The 18009-nt window shown below is 50.0% G+C and carries 19 protein-coding genes; 6 read left to right on the forward strand and 13 right to left on the reverse strand.

The annotated features are described in order from the left end of the window. Positions 1-118: 118 nt before the first annotated feature. Together NYR52_RS11405 and NYR52_RS11410 are read left to right on the forward strand one after the other, a co-directional pair. Positions 119-706: a YhcN/YlaJ family sporulation lipoprotein gene (locus NYR52_RS11405; RefSeq protein WP_106341390.1), complete on the forward strand. Its 588-nt coding sequence runs from the start codon at positions 119-121 to the stop codon at positions 704-706. A 299-nt stretch (positions 707-1005) separates the two neighbouring features. Beyond that, complete coding sequence (locus NYR52_RS11410) at positions 1006-1218, forward strand: YlaI family protein (protein WP_181352746.1); 213 nt, start codon at positions 1006-1008, stop codon at positions 1216-1218. Here the strand turns inward: NYR52_RS11410 and NYR52_RS11415 are convergent. The 6 genes from NYR52_RS11415 to NYR52_RS11440 all read right to left on the reverse strand — a co-directional run bounded on the left by NYR52_RS11415 (position 1200) and on the right by NYR52_RS11440 (position 5073). Then, positions 1200-1484, reverse strand: a complete 285-nt coding sequence (locus NYR52_RS11415) for a hypothetical protein (RefSeq protein ID WP_102992887.1) — start codon at positions 1482-1484, stop codon at positions 1200-1202. The genes NYR52_RS11410 and NYR52_RS11415 overlap by 19 nt on opposite strands. 123 nt (positions 1485-1607) lie before the next feature. Next, a complete protein-coding gene (locus NYR52_RS11420; protein ID WP_022736490.1) occupies positions 1608-1880 on the reverse strand; it encodes a YlaH-like family protein in 273 nt (90 codons plus the stop codon). 15 nt (positions 1881-1895) lie between these two features. Beyond that, positions 1896-2732: a deoxyribonuclease IV gene (locus NYR52_RS11425; protein ID WP_106341392.1), complete on the reverse strand. Its 837-nt coding sequence runs from the start codon at positions 2730-2732 to the stop codon at positions 1896-1898. 117 nt (positions 2733-2849) lie between these two features. After that, positions 2850-3164 carry an iron-sulfur cluster biosynthesis family protein gene (locus NYR52_RS11430; RefSeq protein WP_259435676.1) on the reverse strand — a complete coding sequence of 105 codons (315 nt, stop codon included), beginning with the start codon at positions 3162-3164 and terminating at the stop codon, positions 2850-2852. 94 nt (positions 3165-3258) lie between these two features. Continuing rightward, positions 3259-4749, reverse strand: coding sequence for a leucyl aminopeptidase (locus NYR52_RS11435; protein ID WP_259435677.1), 1491 nt, complete (start codon positions 4747-4749; stop codon positions 3259-3261). 132 nt (positions 4750-4881) lie between these two features. After that, positions 4882-5073, reverse strand: coding sequence for a YkzI domain-containing protein (locus NYR52_RS11440; protein WP_102992891.1), 192 nt, complete (start codon positions 5071-5073; stop codon positions 4882-4884). Between the two features lie 320 nt (positions 5074-5393). On the opposite strand from NYR52_RS11440, the gene NYR52_RS11445 reads away from it, so the two are divergent. Continuing rightward, a complete protein-coding gene (locus NYR52_RS11445) occupies positions 5394-6020 on the forward strand; it encodes a YktB family protein (RefSeq protein ID WP_259435678.1) in 627 nt (208 codons plus the stop codon). A 539-nt stretch (positions 6021-6559) separates the two neighbouring features. Further along, positions 6560-8017, forward strand: a complete 1458-nt coding sequence (locus NYR52_RS11450) for an aminotransferase class I/II-fold pyridoxal phosphate-dependent enzyme (RefSeq protein ID WP_259435679.1) — start codon at positions 6560-6562, stop codon at positions 8015-8017. Between the two features lie 156 nt (positions 8018-8173). On the opposite strand, the gene NYR52_RS11455 is transcribed toward NYR52_RS11450, so the two are convergent. The 3 genes from NYR52_RS11455 to NYR52_RS11465 all read right to left on the reverse strand — a co-directional run bounded on the left by NYR52_RS11455 (position 8174) and on the right by NYR52_RS11465 (position 9359). Beyond that, complete coding sequence (locus NYR52_RS11455; protein ID WP_154987910.1) at positions 8174-8305, reverse strand: GapA-binding peptide SR1P; 132 nt, start codon at positions 8303-8305, stop codon at positions 8174-8176. Positions 8306-8475: 170 nt separating this feature from the next. After that, positions 8476-8778: a DUF3055 domain-containing protein gene (locus tag NYR52_RS11460; protein ID WP_022736556.1), complete on the reverse strand. Its 303-nt coding sequence runs from the start codon at positions 8776-8778 to the stop codon at positions 8476-8478. A gap of 140 nt (positions 8779-8918) precedes the next feature. Beyond that, positions 8919-9359, reverse strand: coding sequence for a GAF domain-containing protein (locus tag NYR52_RS11465; RefSeq protein WP_154987911.1), 441 nt, complete (start codon positions 9357-9359; stop codon positions 8919-8921). A gap of 313 nt (positions 9360-9672) precedes the next feature. On the opposite strand from NYR52_RS11465, the gene NYR52_RS11470 reads away from it, so the two are divergent. After that, the gene (locus tag NYR52_RS11470) at positions 9673-10089 is read left to right on the forward strand and encodes a DUF1885 family protein (RefSeq protein ID WP_154987912.1); all 417 of its coding nucleotides are present in this window, start codon (positions 9673-9675) and stop codon (positions 10087-10089) included. A gap of 79 nt (positions 10090-10168) precedes the next feature. On the opposite strand, the gene NYR52_RS11475 is transcribed toward NYR52_RS11470, so the two are convergent. Then, positions 10169-11491: a helix-turn-helix domain-containing protein gene (locus NYR52_RS11475; RefSeq protein ID WP_102992897.1), complete on the reverse strand. Its 1323-nt coding sequence runs from the start codon at positions 11489-11491 to the stop codon at positions 10169-10171. Positions 11492-11690: 199 nt separating this feature from the next. Between NYR52_RS11475 and NYR52_RS11480 the strand changes: the two genes are divergently transcribed. After that, the gene (locus NYR52_RS11480; protein ID WP_259435680.1) at positions 11691-11990 is read left to right on the forward strand and encodes a hypothetical protein; all 300 of its coding nucleotides are present in this window, start codon (positions 11691-11693) and stop codon (positions 11988-11990) included. A gap of 151 nt (positions 11991-12141) precedes the next feature. Here NYR52_RS11480 and NYR52_RS11485 read toward each other — a convergent pair whose 3' ends face one another. The 3 genes from NYR52_RS11485 to NYR52_RS11495 all read right to left on the reverse strand — a co-directional run bounded on the left by NYR52_RS11485 (position 12142) and on the right by NYR52_RS11495 (position 17967). Next, positions 12142-12675: a phosphatase PAP2 family protein gene (locus tag NYR52_RS11485; RefSeq protein WP_259435681.1), complete on the reverse strand. Its 534-nt coding sequence runs from the start codon at positions 12673-12675 to the stop codon at positions 12142-12144. Positions 12676-12802: 127 nt separating this feature from the next. Continuing rightward, entirely contained in the window at positions 12803-14005 is a 1203-nt protein-coding gene (locus tag NYR52_RS11490) for a M23 family metallopeptidase (protein ID WP_259435682.1), read from the reverse strand. 329 nt (positions 14006-14334) lie between these two features. Then, positions 14335-17967, reverse strand: a complete 3633-nt coding sequence (locus tag NYR52_RS11495) for a dynamin family protein (protein ID WP_259435683.1) — start codon at positions 17965-17967, stop codon at positions 14335-14337. Between the last annotated feature and the right edge of the window lie 42 nt (positions 17968-18009).

Here is an 18009-nt window from a genome sequence, read left to right on the forward strand (position 1 = left end):
ACCTCACTCTTCCATCCCCCATTCTACACGAACTTTGCTTCGGTTCAAAGCTGGTACATGGCGGCGGCACAAACGGGTTAGACTATGGGACAAACGCGTAGAAAGGAAGAGGTGGCGCATGCGGTTTTTATATAGACTGACCATCCCTCTCATCGTTTCACTCGCCATCTTGGCGGGTTGCCAACAAGAGAATAAGCCTCCGGCCAATCAATCTGCTCCTGGTACACACAAACAGATTCCTGAGGTGCGCCGTGTCAAACAAACAGCACCTGAACCTCGCCGTGACCGTTCTCCTCAGGCGGTGGCCGACCGGTTGGTGCGCATCGCGACGAGCGTGCCCCATGTGAAAGGAGCCAATGCCATCGTCATTGGTAGATACACGCTGGTGGGAATCGATCTGGAACCCACTTTGGACCGGGGACGTGTAGGCACCATCAAATATACGGTGGCGGAAGCGTTGCGGGAAGATCCGCAAGGGGCGAAAGCGCTGGTTACCGCTGACACCGACCTGGTGCAACGCATACGTGAGCTAAACGATGACATCCGGCGAGGCCGGCCCATCGGCGGACTGATGGAAGAACTGGCCGAAATCGCCGCCCGCATCGCTCCGTTGCCTTCCCGGGAGACGGAGAAGTCCGAACAGAAACCGGACAAAATCAATCAGGAACGGCTTAACCAGTCTCGGCGAGCTCCTGCCCGTCAGTGACCTTAATCTTGCCGTTCCTGTAAACACCTCAAAAAGGCACAACTCCGCAGGCTTCCCTTGCGGAGTTGTGTTTGTTGCGTTTTTAAGCTTTAACCCAAGTTGGCTTCAGCTCCCGGACATGTAGTATACTAGGGCGTGTCTGATGTATAGGCCAGCGGCTCCAAAACCATTTTCTCATTCGCTTCACGCGTGACGAGGCGCTCCTCGAGAAAAGGTTTTTCCGCCGCTTCTTCCCCACCAACTTGATTTGCCAGACACACCCTAGCTGTAACCATCTGCACGGAAAGGACGGAATCGCCGTGAAAGTGATCTGCATCCTATGTGATCAGCCTTTTCAACCTGAGAAGCTGATCGCCAAAAAAATCAGGAAACATCCGCACCGCATTCAAATCTGCCCGGACTGCCGCCAACGCATTACTCAGCAAGTGGAGCAGCGCAGGCTTGCTGGCCAGACGGGAAGCACACTTTGCCACCCCGCTGACGCTCTATCCAGTCAATCCCCGAAAGATTGATTGTACTTCGGTTCATTGATGATGTCGTTTAACAATTTGTCTGCCTGATCGCGCGGAAATGCAATTTGCGACGGTTCGCCCGCTTGCTCATAGGTGATGAGGTAATTATCGCCCTCCGCCTTTTTTTCCACAATCGTCACCTGATGATCCTCACGCAACATTTCTTCAAAAAAATGCACCGTTTCCTTGGCGGAACGGTCGCTGGGCCGTTTGTCCCACACCACTTGGATCTGCAACCAATTAAACAATGCGTCTTTCAACTGCATTTTGATTCTCCTCTCCCATTCCTGGCGGCGCAAAGGGGCTTGTCCGGTTGCCCCTTTTTCCGCGGATCGGGAGCGGCCAGAACGCTTTTTTTACTGACCTATCGCTCTAGCCGCCCCCCCCAACTAATTTTGTTTTCGCACAAAATAGAGCCTGATCCTTGTGACAGCAATAAGGATAACGGTGAAAAAGAGAATGGGAATCACGGGGAAGCCCATGTAATGGAACAATGTCAACAAAAGGCACCCCACCGCCAGCACCACATAAACGATGACTTGTTTCAACAGCGGCAGACGAATGGCGAAAGCCACCTTATACACCACGGCCGCCAACACCACGATGATGAAATAGATCGTCCACGGCGACAGGCTGTTCAGCCAGGTTTGCACAGCATCCATCTCGCTTCTCCCTCCTCAACCCTCTTGTTTCAATTGATGCAAATACTGAATTTCGTCCGCGTATTCCGACTCATCGTCGACCGGTGTCTCCAGAATGACCGGCAGGTGAGCGAACGCCTCATCACGCAAAAACAAGGCCAAGGCCGCCGCTCCGATTTCACCTTTGCCAATTTTTTCGTGGCGATCTTTGCGGCTGTTAAAAGGCGCTTTGCTATCATTGAAGTGAATGGCAACTAGCTGTTCAAGATAGCCGGTCTCCTTCATTTCCTGTACCATCGACGCAAATGATTCTTCCGTCCAGATCCCGGCGGCGAAAGCATGGCACGTGTCAAAGCAGAAACCGATTTTTTCCGGGTAATCCGTCGCTTCACGGATTTCCACCAGTTCACGGATCGTCAATCCCAGCTCGCTACCTTGACCCGCAGTGTTTTCCAAAAGCAATTTGGTGCTTCCTTCGTATTCAGCCAGAATGAGGTTGAGCGTCTCCACCATCCGTTTGCGTCCGTACTCTTCCCCTTCGCCCACATGCTTGCCACAATGAACGACCGCCCCGACTGCACCGTATGCCTCTGCAATGGACAAATCCTCTTTGATTGAACGAATCGTCACTTCATGCAAATCCGCCTTGGGGGTGGACAAATTGGTGATGTAAGGGGTGTGCGCAACCAGCACGATCCCATGCTCTTCACAAAATGCTCTTCCTCGTTCCGCATCGACGGTGTCCAGCTTTTTCGGCCTTAAACCGCGCGGATTTTTCGTAAAGACTTGAAACGATTCGGCGCCCAGCGACTTGGCTTTTGATGCCGCTTTGGCGAATCCTTTGGCAACACTGATATGGCAACCTATTTTCATCTCGATTCCTCCTGAAAGACAAAAAGCGCCGCTGTTTCGGGCGCCGTTCCACTTTCTCCATTGTAACATCTTCCGTAGGGGGCAACAACTCTTCCACTTTGGCTTCGAACAGGCCCCTCAGTAGAGCAGCAATCGGTTGCTGAAGATCTGCTCTTTGTTTTTCAAAACATATGCTTGGTTCCGGTCATGCCAATCCACCGCCAAATCAGCACCGAAAAATTGGGCACTCTCGCGGTCCAGCACCATGCGGAGGGCAGGTGACACTGCCACCACCAAGTCATCTGGCTTCACATAATCCCAATTCATCTCAAACACGACATCGGCACCGCAACCGCACCCTTCGGTGATCACGGCAACGCGCAATGCGGCTTCCTCTGTCGGCTTGGCTTCCAACAGCCGGGAGAGAGCCCCAGCGGATATCTCGATATGCATTTCAACCGCCCCGCTTTTCTTTTATTCCCATCTATTTTACACAAAAAAACCGGAGCGGAGGAGCATCTGCTCCATCACTCCGATTAACCTCGCCCTAACCGAAACGAACCGCCAACTGGATGAGTGTCCGCACAGCCACTCCAGTTGCCCCTTTGGCAAAAATGCCTGATTCGCGCGGCGCTGTGGCTGATCCGGCGATATCCAAGTGCACCCAAGGGGTTTCTTCAGCAAACGCCTGCAAAAACAAGCCGCCTTGAATGCATCCTGCCGGGCTTCCCCCCTCATTTTTCACATCGGCAATCTCACTTTCAACATAGATGCCATACTCTTTGTACATCGGCAATTCCCACATCCGTTCGCCGGCAATGCGGGCCGCCGCCTTCACTTCATCGGCCCATTCTTCATCGTTACTCATCATCCCTGTCGCTTCATGCCCCAAGGCAACCACAACGGCGCCGGTCAGTGTAGCCACATCGACCAAGCAGGTGGCTCCCTTCCGTTTAGCATAAGAGATCGCATCGGCCAAAATAATCCGCCCTTCGGCATCAGTGTGAGCCACTTCGATCGTCTTGCCACTGAAGGACCGGATCACATCGCCCGGACGATACGCTTGGCCGTTGACCATGTTCTCGCAGACAGGGATAACCGCCAACACATTGCTGTGAGGACGCAATTCCCCAATCGCATCCATCGCCGCCAACACCGCCGCCGCGCCAGCCATATCTTCTTTCATGTCCAACATGTACGGTGAGGGTTTCAACTGGAGGCCGCCACTATCAAAAGTCACACCCTTGCCAACTAGTCCGAGTACTTCGGTGCTCTCAGGCGCCCCTTGATAAGACAGCACGATCATGCGCGCCCCTGCTTCACTGCCACGCGCCACAGACAATAACGCTTGCATACCCAAATCTGCCAAGCGCGATTCGTCCAATACTTCCATGTCTAATCCGCGTTTTTCGGCAACTTGTTTGGCATGATCGACAAACTGTTGGGGTGTTAATAAGTTAGCTGGTTCATGGGACAAATACCTAGCGAAATTGGTAGCGCGGGCGAAAATCTGCCCCCGTTCGATCCCTGCTTGAGCCGCTTGCTCATTCAGTTGCGGAATACTGATTAACACCGATTTCAGTTCCTGCTTCTTCGTTTCGGATTGGTATTTCTGGTGCTCATACGTCCCAAGTTCGACGCCCTCCACAATCGCTTGTACCGCATCAACCGCGTTATAACGGTCAATGACGGAAGAAGGACACCCAATCCCCAAGCTTTTTAACCCCTTTTGCTTGGCTGCGCGGCTCGCCGCCGCAATCGCATGTCTGAACTGGTGCAGATCAGTCTGGTCCCCTTCACCCAAACCGACCACAATCACACGCCCAGACGGAATCTTACCCCAATTGTGCAACTGGGTGACTTCCCCCAGTTTGCCAGTTATCTCCCCTGCCGTGATCAGGCTGGAAATCCGAAAACCGAGGGCCTCATCAATCTCACGGGCCATACCTTGTGTCGATTCTCTTTCTTTGGAATGAAATACAATAATTGCGTCCGTCGCCACAGAGGCCAACGGCTCTCTCGTCAATTTCCACTCCATGATTACGCCTCCTGAATAATTGGAATAAGTAGAAAAAAATAAAAAGTGTAACACACGATCTAGAATTTCACATGTTACACTTTCGACAAATTCTAATTTATTTCCTTTTCTCCAAAAATAGACGGAATTGTTTTATAAAACTTCCAACATGAGCATCTCTTTTCTTATTTCTTCCAGTCTAGCTTTGATTTGATCAATCCTGTGAAAGTTGTTGTTTTTTAGGGCTTCGTACAGCTTCTCCAACTCCTCATCCAATTCCATTCGCAGAATCGGAATGCGCTCCTCCGCATCTTGGCAACGGTAGACTCTGATTACCTCTTCCATGGTCCACTACACCCCTTTTATATGCTTGGGCTTTGGGTCCCAACCACCGACCTTAAAGGTTAGCTTGGATACAGCATTGCCCCAACCAAGGTGAATTAAACCTGGGACACAAATCAACTTTCTCAATTATGTTACGCTATCAACCTAGCAAGGGGCACGGTGAACCACTCAAATAAATTTTTAAATTTTTAGAAATTAACTCTCTAAAATTTTTATCTATCTCGTGAATGTGGTAAGATAAGTCCGCAACCGCTTTTCTTTGGTTCCGGCAACGTCCTTGAGCCGCCGGACTCAGTTTGATGATACGGATGGTGATGATCATGACGATACCCGGTTTTATTGAACAAGACTTTCAGATTTTTGACATTGATGGGCTCGAACCTCGCATGAACGCGATCAAACAACACATTCAACCCAAGTTTGATATCATCGGGCAACACCTTTCCTCCTTTCTGACCGTGCAATTGGGCGAACCCGTCAGCACGCATATCGCCAAACACGCCCGCCGCACCGTCAATCCGCCGGACGAAACCTGGGTAGCCTGGTCCACGAGCAAGCGCGGATACAAGGGATTGCCCCACTTTCAATTAGGCATTCGCGACAATCATCTCTTCATCTGGTTCGCCCTGATCTACGAATGCGACCGGAAGCAACCCTTTGCCCGCCGATTGGGCGAAGAGTTCGACCGCTACTGGGCCCTGATTCCCGATACATACTATTTCTCCCAAGACCACACCCGGCCCGATGTCATCCGCAAAGCGGACTTGACCGACGAGCAGGCTCACAAGATGCTCGAGCGCTTGGAAAAAGTGAAAAAGGCGGAGTTTTTGTGCGGCCGCGTCATTCCACGGCAAGAAGCTTGTCGATTGTCAGGTGACGATTTGATCAAGCAGATCGAATCCACTTGCGAAACGCTAAACCCACTGTACCGTTTGGCGATGGAATAAACCAGCCACCTCTTTTTAGAAACATTTGTGCAACCAGATCGAGCCTGGTTACAACGCTACCTAGGGCGTGCTTGGCAAATCAAGTTGGCGAAAAGAAGCGGTGGAAAAACCCTTTTCTCGATGAGCGCCTCGTCACGTGTAAAGCGCATGAGAAAAACGGTTTTGAAGCCGCTTGCCTTTATCAGACACGTGTTAGAACGATATGTTTACGCAAGAAGGTCCAGCTGCGGTCAACCAGACCATCCATTGCCCCGCCATTTCCCATTTCGCTTTCCCACATGCTTTGAAACCCGCTTACACCTTTCAACTCCCTTGCCCCCAAGCACTCTCCGCAGTATAAAAAAACATCTTGCAGGCGTTTTTTGCCGTGTTTCCGCCGTCTTTCCCCGTTCAACCAACTGTCTAATTTTACTTATGAAATTTTTCTTTTGTTGCCGTATTGTTTTTGTTATACTAACGGTCGTGCATATGATCAACCATTTCCGTATGTTCATGCGGTTTATGTGATAAAGCGATAAAGGTAAAGGCAGGCAACGCATATGAACAATAAACAATACCAAACTCCTTTATTTACGAAATTGAGAGAACACGCAAACCTCAACCCGATCCAATTTCACATCCCTGGCCATAAGAAAGGGCAGGGCATGGATCCCGAATACCGTGATTTCATCGGGTTGAACGCCTTGTCGATCGACTTGATCAATATCGCCCCTCTCGATGACCTGCACCATCCTCAGGGCATTATTCAGGAAGCCCAACAGCTGGCGGCAGAAGCCTTTGGCGCGGATCATACCTTTTTCTCCATCCAAGGCACCAGCGGAGCGATTATGACCATGGTCATGTCCGTCGTCGGCCCCGGCGACAAAATCATCGTGCCGCGCAATGTGCACAAATCCGTCCTGTCGGCGATCATCTTGGCGGGAGCGTTGCCCATTTTTGTGCATCCGGAAATGGACAAAACCTTGGGTATCGCCCACGGCATCACTGCCAGCCAAGTGGAAAAGGCGTTGGCGCTCCACCCGGAAGCCAAAGCAGTGTTGGTCATTAATCCCACGTATTACGGCGTTGCTGGCAATCTCAAGGAGATTGTCGATCTGGTTCACCGACACGGCATTCCCGTGCTCGTCGATGAAGCACATGGGGTACTCACCCACTTCCATGACCGTTTGCCCCTCTCGGCAATGGACGCCGGCGCCGACATGGCCGCGACTAGCGTCCACAAATTGGGTGGCTCGCTCACTCAAAGCTCTGTGTTAAATGTCCGCGAGGGTTTGGTTAACCCGGCTCGCGTGCAATCTATTATCAGCATGCTAACTACGACTTCCACGTCCTACATCCTGTTAGCATCGCTGGACGCCGCCCGCCGCTATTTGGCCGTAAACGGCGAAGCGATCATCGAAGAAACCCTGCGCCTGGCCGATTACGCCAGACGGCAAATCAATGAAATTGCCGGATTGCGCTGCGTCGGTCGAGAATGGCTGGGAAGCGACGCGCTTTATGATTTGGATGAAACCAAACTTCTCATCCATTTGGAAAACCTGACCATCAATGGGAATGAAGCAGAAAACTGGTTGCGCGAAAATTACCAGATCGAAGTAGAACTCAGCGATTTGCATAACTTGCTCTGCTTGATCACACCTGGAGACACCCAAGAAACCATCGATCAACTCCTTAACGCACTCAAGGACATGTCTGATCGCTTTTACCAAGACAAATGTCATTCTCCGGTGGAAATCCGCCTTCCTGAGATCCCCAGATTGGTGCTGTCTCCGCGCGAAGCGTTTTACAGTGAGACGGAATCCATCTTGCTGAAAGAAGCAGCCGGCCGGGTAATCGCCGAGTTTATCATGATCTATCCTCCTGGCATTCCCATCTTGGCGCCGGGTGAAGAGATCACCGAAGAAAACATCTACTATATCGAAGAACATCTCCAAGCAGGACTCCCCGTCCAAGGGCCGGAAGACCCCACTATGCGTAAGATTCGAGTAATCAAATAAGCCACCGTCTAATTGACGGTGGCTTTCAACGTTTATGTGAACCGCACCATTGTTTCAACGGCGGGCTTTTTATTTAATCAATCTTCCTGTTAGCACATCGTAACAGATGTTCACAGCGCCAATTGGCCGCCATGTTCCAGCTGACCATTCGCTCACTTATTCGCTTTTCGCGGTGGCAGCTGGTTCCGTGTTTTCGCAGCCCGGGCATTTGCCATACAACGTGCCCACCTTCTCTGCCGGCACATAAGTAATCACTTCTTCACATGTTTGGCACACAATCGCTTCCATTGAAGTTCCCTCCCGAACTGATTTGCAAGCTTTTTTGTAAGCGCTCTTATTATGATGTCACTTATATTATATTATGACATACTATTTATGTCAAAGGGTGATTTATTTTGCCCATTTCCCTAAAAAAAGCGCACAAAAAAAAGAGCAAATCCGAAGACTTGCTCTCACTATCAATGCTCTGCTTCTATTTCCATGGTAATCGCGGGAAGGTTGCTTCTGAAAAACAGCGCAATCTCCTCCGCTTCTTCTCGTGAACGAAGATTAAAGATCTTCTGCAGATATTCCAAATTCTCAGTATCCTCCATTGAAAGCAGAGAGGAGCGTCCGGTTTGCATGCAAACAACAAGCGGCTTACCAAAAAACATGTGGGTGTACACGATTCCGAAGTCGTATCGGCCGTGCTCGGAAATGAAACCGACGAAGCGCACTTTCGCTTTTTCGGACTCGTCATACAGTCGTTCATAAAGACTCATCTAATCTCCTCCTCACTTTCTTTGAAGAATGGGAAAGACATTGCGAAAAGCAATGTCCTCGGTCAAGTGGTTTTACACAGAAGCCCGTGGGACAGGGCTATTACTTATTTCCCCACCCGCATATCAATGAAACCTTTTTTTCATGAATTATATTTTTCTACTTTCGTTTCAAAAAGAGACGCCAACTCCATAAACAGAGAAACATCTTCTTCATCAATCACATTAGCACGTTTGGCGATCACAACAAGCACGCCGATCAAATGATGCCCTCGATAGAATGGCATATACACTTCGACCCTTCCGGACAATCGTTCACGAACCATGCTCCCTCTAGCTGCAGCTACACTGATCAACCCTTCCCCGAAAGGAATGCTCTGTGGCAGGATTCGCTCCCCTTCATCGTGACGTAACACAAAAGCGTAATCCTGAACCAAATATATGCTTACCCATTGGTAACCGGGCATCTTTTTTTGCAATGACTCACACACAAATTGGTAAAGATCGTTCACTTGATCCGCGCATTTATCTGAAACGACGCCGATCTCTGAGCGTAACTCGTCGAGCAAATCCACTTTACGCATCAGAAAGCCTCCAAATCCGTAGAATAGAAAAAATTTTAACATGACCGCATACACGGGACAAGTCATTATATTTCAATTTTTTAAAAAACGTGATGAATCCATCATTAAGCTTGCAAAAATCGCGCGATTTTTCCGTTACCTTCCTATTTCCGAAAAAAACGAACCTCAAACATGTTGCGGCAAAGCACTATTCAAACCATGGCAATGCGATCAGTGTCCAAATAATGAGATTTGATTGATTTGCGCAACCATTTCGCCCCGTGCTAAGATGGAAGTAAAAAAACATTAGCCATGGATGAGGAGCGAGTTTTCATTGAATAAAAGCGCATACATCAAGCTGGTGAAAGGTTCTGCGCAAACTGACGTTACTCTGGCCGATGTGAAGGAGCTCTTGATTCGCTACCAACATATGACTTCGCTGACCGGCCAACAACTGGACTGGGATTATCAAGCGGCCGCCTTCCCCTACACCATCGAAGAACAGGAACAAGACGGCGTCCCCTATCTGGTTCTAAAAGGAACGGAGCCCCACTTATACCGCGGCTTAGTGATTGGCGTCAGCCAGGAAGAAGATTCCGGCACCCCCTACGTCCAATTGGTTTTGCCGGAGCAAGCGACGCACGGCGACCTCGCCAAAGGAAACGAATTCTCCAAGTACATAGCCAAACAGCTTAAAGGCGAACTCCATTTGTTCAACGGCCGTATCATTTATTACAATCCGCGCAAATGAAAAGCACCCTGGGAATCTCCCAGGGCGCCTTCATTCCACTTGCGCTCATAGCGGTTAACCTGCCGAATCAGCTTCACTGTCAATAAGGGACATCCAACTCCAGGTCAAGCTCATTTTCCACGCGGTACAACTCTTGCAAAAACTCGGCAAATTTCTCTTTGTCCTGTTGCTCGTAACAGCGGGCCAACTTGAGAATCACCTTGTGCTCTTGTGGCTTGTCCCCCTTTTTGCGTGCCATCTTCCACACTTTCTCATACACTTGAATCGCATCACTGTAAGCGCCTTGCTTAGCGTGACAGTCCCCCAAAACAATGTACGTTTCCCGATGTGGCATGGTTTGGTGATTTCGTTCACAAATAGCCACAGCCTCTTCCAACACCTGTTTGGCTTCGTCGCTTTTGCCTTGTTCCAGCAACACCATCCCCAAATATGTATGCGTTTTTATTTTTAATTCATCCGCTTTAATTTTTTCTTGCAAGCAGAGTGCGGTGCGGAAACAATCCTCCGCCTCATCCCATTGGCCCTTGCGCAAATGGATGCCGCCCAGCATCATCCACAGCTCGGATGCATGTTCCGGCTTTTTGTTGATACGGGCCAGTTCAATCCCTGCGGTAGCGTGGCTCACCGCTTCATCATACAATTTGAGCTTGGTCAGCATGGAAACCCGTGACTGCGACAAATTTAGCGCCACTTCCACATTTTTGATCTCATCGATCTGTTGCCACAAATCTTCGATCAGCCGCAGTCCTTCCTCGATCCGATCCAGCTTTTCTAACACTTTCACCTTCGCCGCTAGCAACATGCTTTTATAATCGCTGCGCTCACCCGCCTCTTGGAAATGCTCTATGCCTTCTTCTACATACTTCAAGGCTTGGTCCGCATCATGCACTTCCATCGCAATGCGCCCCAGTTCATGATAACTAGCCGCTTTTATGTTGCTTTTCTGCCACTCCCCCTTCTGGTCGACGATCCGAATCGCTTCTAAAAAATGATTTTGTGATTTCACCCAATTTTTCTTCTGCAAATAGATTTTCCCTCGCAAAAAATGAACATAGGCTGTGGACAAGTGATTGTTAGGCACCGCCAATTTGCGCAATTTCTCCAAGCCTTTGTCCGGATTCATCAAGTCAACGATACTTTCCACCGCCGCCAGCTTTAATTCCATTTGCTCTTCTTCCTGCTTTTCTTTTGCCCACAATTCATGAATCTGCTCTAGGTTCACACCCAGTTTGTCAGCGATGTACCGAACCTTTTCCTCGTTTACATAGGTGATGCCCCGCTCAATATTGCTGATCGTGGAAGGGGAAATAAAGTCATCAGCCAGATCCTCTAACCTCAGACCTAGTTCTTTCCTCCGTTTGCGCAACAATTCACCAATTTGGCTGGGATGAATATACTCCATTCGCTCATTCACCTCTTCATCAAGGATTGCATCGCAACCCCAACAAATTAATTGAAATTTTACCGCATTCTAACCATTTGATAGAAAGATTATTAAATTTTCAAATGGAAGGCCGGTTTGACATAAATTTTTCCAGGATGTATACTCTTCGTATCACAATAATAAATTTTCAGTAAAATAAAACGAAAGGATTGAAGCGATGCTAAAATTGCTCATCTCCGGAAAGCCTTCAGAACTACACCCCTTCCTGTTTGACCTTGCCACACAACCACAATATCATATGCAATTGCACACTATTGAACAATCCCCCTCCCCAACGGGAGAAGCAAATGTGGAAGCACAGCTTCAGTTTGTACCAACCCATCGCAATCCACTGCAAATCACGTTGATCACAGACACAGGTGAGGAGATCCACATCCACTTTGTCGATGGACACATGGTCAAAATGGATGAAACAATCACTTTTATCAGTGGGAAAGTTTATGACATATTTGGATAGAAAAAAGCCCCATCAACTCGGCTGGTAGGGGCATGGAGAAAAGTTGGTCTATTCTATATTGTAGCATAATTACCGGTGTATGGTAAGTGTCAATGCTAAGGATTCAGCCCCTTTCCTAGGCAGCTCGTCTGGGAAAGGGGCTAAAGGAGGTTCATATCACTTGAAACAAGTAAACTGAACCCACAGCAAACGCACTACCCAAGCAAGTGCCAATCAACACATCAGTGGGGTAATGCAAAGCCAGATACATGCGAGAAAATCCGACAATGATGGCATATGGCAGTAAGATAGCCATAAATACCGTCGAATGCAAGATAAACGTCATCGCGACGGAGAACGCCGCTGTCGTATGCCCCGACGGAAAAGAATAGTCCGTCAGCGGGTTGGGGAACGTATGCAAATGCTCCAACCGCAGATAAGGACGGATTCGAGGCATCAACATCTTCAGCACGCGCACGATCAAATGGCTTCCCGCGAGGGCGATCACACCTTCAACCGCCCATGTTTTAAACTCTTTGGGCATAAACAGGTACCACGCAAGCAGAAAACCGATCGTAGCTGTGGGGCCACCCAGATGAGTGATCCGCGGCATCAACCAATCCAACCAACGGCATTTCCAATGACAATTGACCAGTTGAATCAATGAATGGTCATATCGGGTCACCCACGAAGCAATCCCTTTCAAACCGCCTCACCTCCGCCCCGCTTCAGCGTAAAATTCCTATACATTGCCATGGTAATCAAATTAGTTGAAGAGAAGGTAAATGGGGTGTTAATCTTTGCCGGGAGATCAACACTCATGTCTATGTTTATCAATTGAAAACACCTTCCAAAATCATCCTGCGCTCTTTTAAACTATATTGTTTCCAGAACCATTCTCCATAGAGAAACAGATCTAAGTGCAAATGCAATCCCTCGTCGTTGCCCTTCGCTCCGTCACTCGTTCCGGAATTCCCCACATAACCGATGATGTCACCAGCTTTGATTTTTTGTCCTACCTGCACGTGGGGATCAATCCGTTCTAAATGCACATAGCGGGCCATCAACCCTTTGTCGTGTTGAATCCAAACCGAGCGACCCCGCATGCGATCAAGAATGTCCTCAGGGGTTTGGCCATCATTGTCGGCCCCTTTCGCCAACAACGCTTCCCGCTCTGGCGTCGTCATTTCCCGATAATCATGATCTGCCCGCACAACCACTCCATCAGCGATGGAATAAACGGGCGTGTTGCGGTCGATCCGAGTACCGGTGCCATAACTATACCAATCAAGCCCTTCATGCACCCCATTGCGATATGTCCGGGGAGCGCCAGGCAAATGGGAAGTTCTGGTGCTGACATGCGCGCCCTTGATCGGCTTTTCGACAAAAGACAGATATTGGATCATGCCCTTAACAGAGAAGGTTGGCAAGTCTGGTTGCTGGGCGAAAGCCGGTACAGCATCCTCATCCGCGATCCATATCGCCTTGCCACCCTCGATGTTGAGTGATTGCCCGAACACCTCTTGCAGGATAGACACGGGAATGAAAACCTCCGACTCCTCGATGAGCGGCGGCTCCTTGAGTGGCGCGTAAATGCCGTTCAGATTCATGACCGCAATGTTGCGAACCAACTCAAGCCGGGCCTCGCGGTAGGTGAGCGTCATCTTGCCCGACCGCAAATCAACCCGTCCCTTGATCGGCAGGTGCCGTTTTACCTCAGCCAGTTTGATATAGGCGGACCCGTTTTTGTGGATCAACGTCAAAGCGACGCCCTGCTGTTTGCCAGGGTTCGGTTGCTCTTCGTCGGGCTTGGGATCAGGTTTAGCCGTAACAGAAGGCGTCTTGGGCTTCGCAATCGGTTTGGGTCTTTCCCCAGACGAGGATGGGGATTCCGTTGACGTCAAATCGGCTTTGACCCATTCCTCCATCATTTGCAACCACGCTTTATTGCTTGGAGGCATAAAGACAATCAGTCCGAACAAGCTTACCATCGTTATGAATAAAGATGCCTTGTTCATGGTCATTTCCTTGATCATGCCGTTTTTCTCATCAGTCAGGAACAAAACAAGCGATTTCAACATCTTGAGAAAGGAAAATGGCTTTTTCTCTTAAACGGCGGCTTTTGGAATAACCGATAGGCAAGCTTGACGCATGCAAGCCATTTACCCTTTTGCTTAACCATTGTAAGCTGAGTCGAAATGGAGGGTCAACCGCTCTCTGTAGCGTAAATATTTCGATTCAATGAAATTGCGTTTCCCTGCGTTCAATTGTAAAAACCCTCCGCACCTCATGGGCGAAGGGTTTTCGTAGCCGAAGCAGCCAAGCGCCGCTTCATCGCAAGCAGGCATTTTCGCCGCATGCAGCCTTATTCAGTCAATACCTTGTTCAACTCCGCGCTCACTTCGACGAACCGCCGTTGGGCTGCCATGAACACATCGAGTGGGAGGGTTTCGTCAAATCCTTGCAACAGCCATTCATATTCATGAATCACTTGATCGCGCAATGTTTGTTTTACCCGGTCCACCGCTGCTTGCCATGCCATGGCATAGTGCGGGCCCCACTCCGTCTTGCACTGTTCCAGATAGGTAGCCACTTCCTGTTCCAGCACGCTCTTCAATTCACTTTCCATCCGCGCTTTTTCCCCTTTTTCAAAAAAGGCTTTGGCGCTTTTGAACAAGCTGAGCGCTTTTTTAAACGAGGCGGACGATAGATTGGTCATCGGTTCTTTCAGCACGGGGGAAGCAATGCCCTCCTCACTGTGGAAAGTGGTTTGAAAGTCAGGGCGTACAGCTTCCAAACGCTTGGCGATGGTCTGCGCCAAAGCGCTTTCCGTCCGTGCGATCCATTTTTCCATCCGAAGTGCCGTCGCCCGCATTTCCTGAGACAGGTCGTGTTTGATGAATTCAACCAATTCCCAGACGCAACCTTGCAATTTCTCTTTTACCTGTCCATCTTCCTTCAGCGCTGACGGGTTAAATATCTCAGTGAACACATCATGGTAGCGATAAAACATCCGTTGTTTAACATAATAGAACAGCTCATTCAATTCTTGTTCCAAGGCCTGCTCTTCTGCTTTCCCACCACTGGTACTGATGATGCGTTCCATCGCTTCCCGCTCGGCAACCAGCGCCTGCCTGCTCGCTTCCTTTTCTGCTTTGCTCTGTGTTAGAGCTTGCCCCATCTGTTCCAGCATGTGCTCGGCCCGTTGCACTTCACTCCCCAACTGTTTCAATGAAACCTCTGTCAGGTCGTGCAGAATGAACGACAGAAACGCTTGCTTAAATTGTGCCATGCGCTCGTCCTCGGAATCGGCCAAAGCCTGTAAGCTGGACAGAGCAAACAAGCGCGGATGACGAATGCCGTATTGTTGCAACTGGCTTTCAAAATATTGACGCACCATGGCCAGCTCCTCTTCGGATGAAGCCAGGTCAGCGGCATTGATCACAAAAAACATCTTATCCAGGGAAAAGACATCTTTCACCCGGCCCAACTGAATGAGAAATTCACGGTCGGCGCGGGAAAAAGGATGGTTGTAATAAGTGACATATATGATGGCATCGCTGTTTTTAATGTATTGAAAGGCCACTTCCGTATGACGCGCATGGATCGAATCCGCTCCGGGCGTATCCACGATGGTGACCCCCTGGCGGGTCAACGGCACATCATAATACAAAGTGACGGATTCCACAAACGCCGATTTCGCTTCGTTGGCTACGAAGGCTTCACACTCTGCTTGCGAAACCACTTTTTCGCCACCCAGCTCGCCCGCTAACTCTCCGTATCCTTGTTGGATAGCCCGCAAGAAGGGAAGCGCTAGCTTCTGCTTGGTGAAAGTGGTCGGTTCGCGCAACAGCTCCTCGATCCCCGCCACCGCCGCCTCCAGGGATTCCACTTCTCGCTGGAATAAGGCAGCTACTTGCTTAAGGTCTTGATAAAGGGCTTCCCGCGATTTGAAACGAATGACCGCCTCCCCATGGGCATATCTTTCTGTCGGCGGGCAGATACGGTGAATCGTAGCCGTCGTAGGATGCGGAGACACCGGCAATACGCGCTCACCCAACAACGCATTGGCAAAGGAGGATTTTCCCGCACTAAACGCACCAAACAACGCCACCGTATATTGTTTTCCCTCGATGCGAGCCCGTTTTTCCGCCCATTCCTCACGCAGCTGAGCGAAGTTTGGCAACTCTTGCAAGCTTTGTTCCGCTTGTTTCACCAATTGTAGCACCCAATTCGTCCGCATCGCCGCTTTAGGTGCTTGCGGCGCATCGGCCACCCGCGCTATAGTCGGCTGCTCTAATGCAACCGTTGCATCGGTCAGCTTAACTTCATAGCGTTGCCGGGCACCTGGGATCTCTTCATGGAGCAGGTAAGCAAGGTCAAACTCGGCGACGTCAATATCGCCGCGAACTACCTGAAGGAGATATGCTTCATATTCGGCCAGTTCCCGATCTTTCGCCGCCAACTGCTGTTCCGCTGCCAACGCTTGCTTGATGTTGTTGATTTGTGCTGTCAACTGCGTTTGTAGCGCTTGCATCCGTTCAGCCTGTTCTCCCGCCATACGGTCATAGATGGTTTCCGCCCATTCGCGCGCCCGTTTTTTGATTGCTTGTGCCAAATCCTCGGCGTAAGTCAACACATAGGCACCTGACCACTCCGCTCCCGGTTTGATCACTTGGGCCGGCAATTCCGGGGTCACCCATGAGACAGGCTGGTAAATCGCTTCGCTGATGGGGTCCGTGTCCAATTGCCGCTCTTTGGCAAACTGCATGAGATGCGCCTTGAGATGAACTTCCAGTTGCGTTTCCACCGTCTGGCGCAATTGTTCATAAAATGCAAGACGACGCCGTTCTTTCTCTTGCTCCGTTTTTTTGGCGCTGAACAGAAAACCCACTTTGAACGGCGTCAACACCGTTTCCAAGTAAGCGCGTGCGACCTCGCGCAGATCTGCCGGCATCAGGTAAGCGTTTTGTAGCAAACGGTTCAGGCCGTGAACCCACGCCTCCCGCTCCCGTTCGCTTTGCCCGGCAAGTTGGCTCAACTCATTTTCGCACTCAGCCAGCCACTCGCTCATGCTGCGACCAGCAGGCGGCGTAACCGCGTGTAACACTTTCTCCAGCTTCACCCGTTCTTCTCGCTCTCGCGCCCTAAGCGCGTCCAGATGTTCACCGATCAGATACTCAGCTTCTTTGCGCGCGCTCTCTTCCATCCGATCTCTCTTGTGCATCAGTCGCCGGATCAGTGCCTTGCATTCCGCCAATTGATTGGCCGGATGCGACCGATCAGCAAGCGAAGTATAATATACGCCAGCCGGCTGAATTCCCCACTCGGCAAATGTTTTCTCCACATTTGCTTGATATGTGGCAAACGGAAGCTCTGCATCGCGATGTTTATCAATCTGGTTGATGATCAGATAAACTTCCTCTTTTCGTGCGATCAGCTGCTTAATAAATGAAAGATTCCCTTCTGACTGCACATGGTTATAATCCATCATGTAAAAGATGACATCCGCCAGATGCAAGGCAGATAGGGTGACCGCCTGATGCGCGTCATCGGCGGAATCCACTCCCGGGGTGTCCAACAGCGCGACACCTTCAGGCAAAGCTTCTGTCTCGCGCTTGATGTGAACTGCCAGCACCTCTTCCCCATTTTTGCACAAGGCCTTCAACTCTTGCTCAGTGTAGACCCCAGCAAAACGATGGACTTCTCCGGTGCTCAACAATAACGTAACCTCATCCTGGCCAGCCATGATTTTCACCACATTGGCACTGGTCGGAATCGGGCTGGTCGGCAAGATCGACTCACCGTACAACTCATTGAGCATAGAAGATTTGCCCGCCGAAAAATGCCCGCAAAATGCGATGGTCCATTCCCCTTTGGCCACTTTTCGCATCAAATCCGCCATTTTTTCCCGATGCTCTTCATCATGGCGCTCACCCATGGCTTGTTCCACCGCCGCCAAGCGGTGCAAAACCGGTTGGAATTTCACGTCAATCATGAAAGTGCGCTTCTCCTTTTGAACTCAGTCTAAACTCTGCAT

It is taken from the genome of Laceyella sacchari (assembly GCF_024927925.1).
GTDB classification, from domain to species: Bacteria; Bacillota; Bacilli; order Thermoactinomycetales; family Thermoactinomycetaceae; genus Laceyella; species Laceyella sacchari.

Excerpts from the sequence above, each read along its gene's own strand:
- NYR52_RS11405 (WP_106341390.1), top strand. The coding sequence starts at position 119 with ATGCGGTTTTTATATAGACTGACCATCCCTCTCATCGTTTCACTCGCC.
- NYR52_RS11415 (WP_102992887.1), bottom strand. The coding sequence starts at position 1,484 with ATGCAGTTGAAAGACGCATTGTTTAATTGGTTGCAGATCCAAGTGGTG.
- NYR52_RS11420 (WP_022736490.1), bottom strand. The coding sequence starts at position 1,880 with ATGGATGCTGTGCAAACCTGGCTGAACAGCCTGTCGCCGTGGACGATC.
- NYR52_RS11425 (WP_106341392.1), bottom strand. The coding sequence starts at position 2,732 with ATGAAAATAGGTTGCCATATCAGTGTTGCCAAAGGATTCGCCAAAGCG.
- NYR52_RS11430 (WP_259435676.1), bottom strand. The coding sequence starts at position 3,164 with ATGCATATCGAGATATCCGCTGGGGCTCTCTCCCGGCTGTTGGAAGCC.
- NYR52_RS11435 (WP_259435677.1), bottom strand. The coding sequence starts at position 4,749 with ATGGAGTGGAAATTGACGAGAGAGCCGTTGGCCTCTGTGGCGACGGAC.
- NYR52_RS11440 (WP_102992891.1), bottom strand. The coding sequence starts at position 5,073 with ATGGAAGAGGTAATCAGAGTCTACCGTTGCCAAGATGCGGAGGAGCGC.
- NYR52_RS11445 (WP_259435678.1), top strand. The coding sequence starts at position 5,394 with ATGACGATACCCGGTTTTATTGAACAAGACTTTCAGATTTTTGACATT.
- NYR52_RS11450 (WP_259435679.1), top strand. The coding sequence starts at position 6,560 with ATGAACAATAAACAATACCAAACTCCTTTATTTACGAAATTGAGAGAA.
- NYR52_RS11455 (WP_154987910.1), bottom strand. The coding sequence starts at position 8,305 with ATGGAAGCGATTGTGTGCCAAACATGTGAAGAAGTGATTACTTATGTG.
- NYR52_RS11460 (WP_022736556.1), bottom strand. The coding sequence starts at position 8,778 with ATGAGTCTTTATGAACGACTGTATGACGAGTCCGAAAAAGCGAAAGTG.
- NYR52_RS11465 (WP_154987911.1), bottom strand. The coding sequence starts at position 9,359 with ATGCGTAAAGTGGATTTGCTCGACGAGTTACGCTCAGAGATCGGCGTC.
- NYR52_RS11475 (WP_102992897.1), bottom strand. The coding sequence starts at position 11,491 with ATGGAGTATATTCATCCCAGCCAAATTGGTGAATTGTTGCGCAAACGG.
- NYR52_RS11480 (WP_259435680.1), top strand. The coding sequence starts at position 11,691 with ATGCTAAAATTGCTCATCTCCGGAAAGCCTTCAGAACTACACCCCTTC.
- NYR52_RS11490 (WP_259435682.1), bottom strand. The coding sequence starts at position 14,005 with ATGATCAAGGAAATGACCATGAACAAGGCATCTTTATTCATAACGATG.
- NYR52_RS11495 (WP_259435683.1), bottom strand. The coding sequence starts at position 17,967 with ATGATTGACGTGAAATTCCAACCGGTTTTGCACCGCTTGGCGGCGGTG.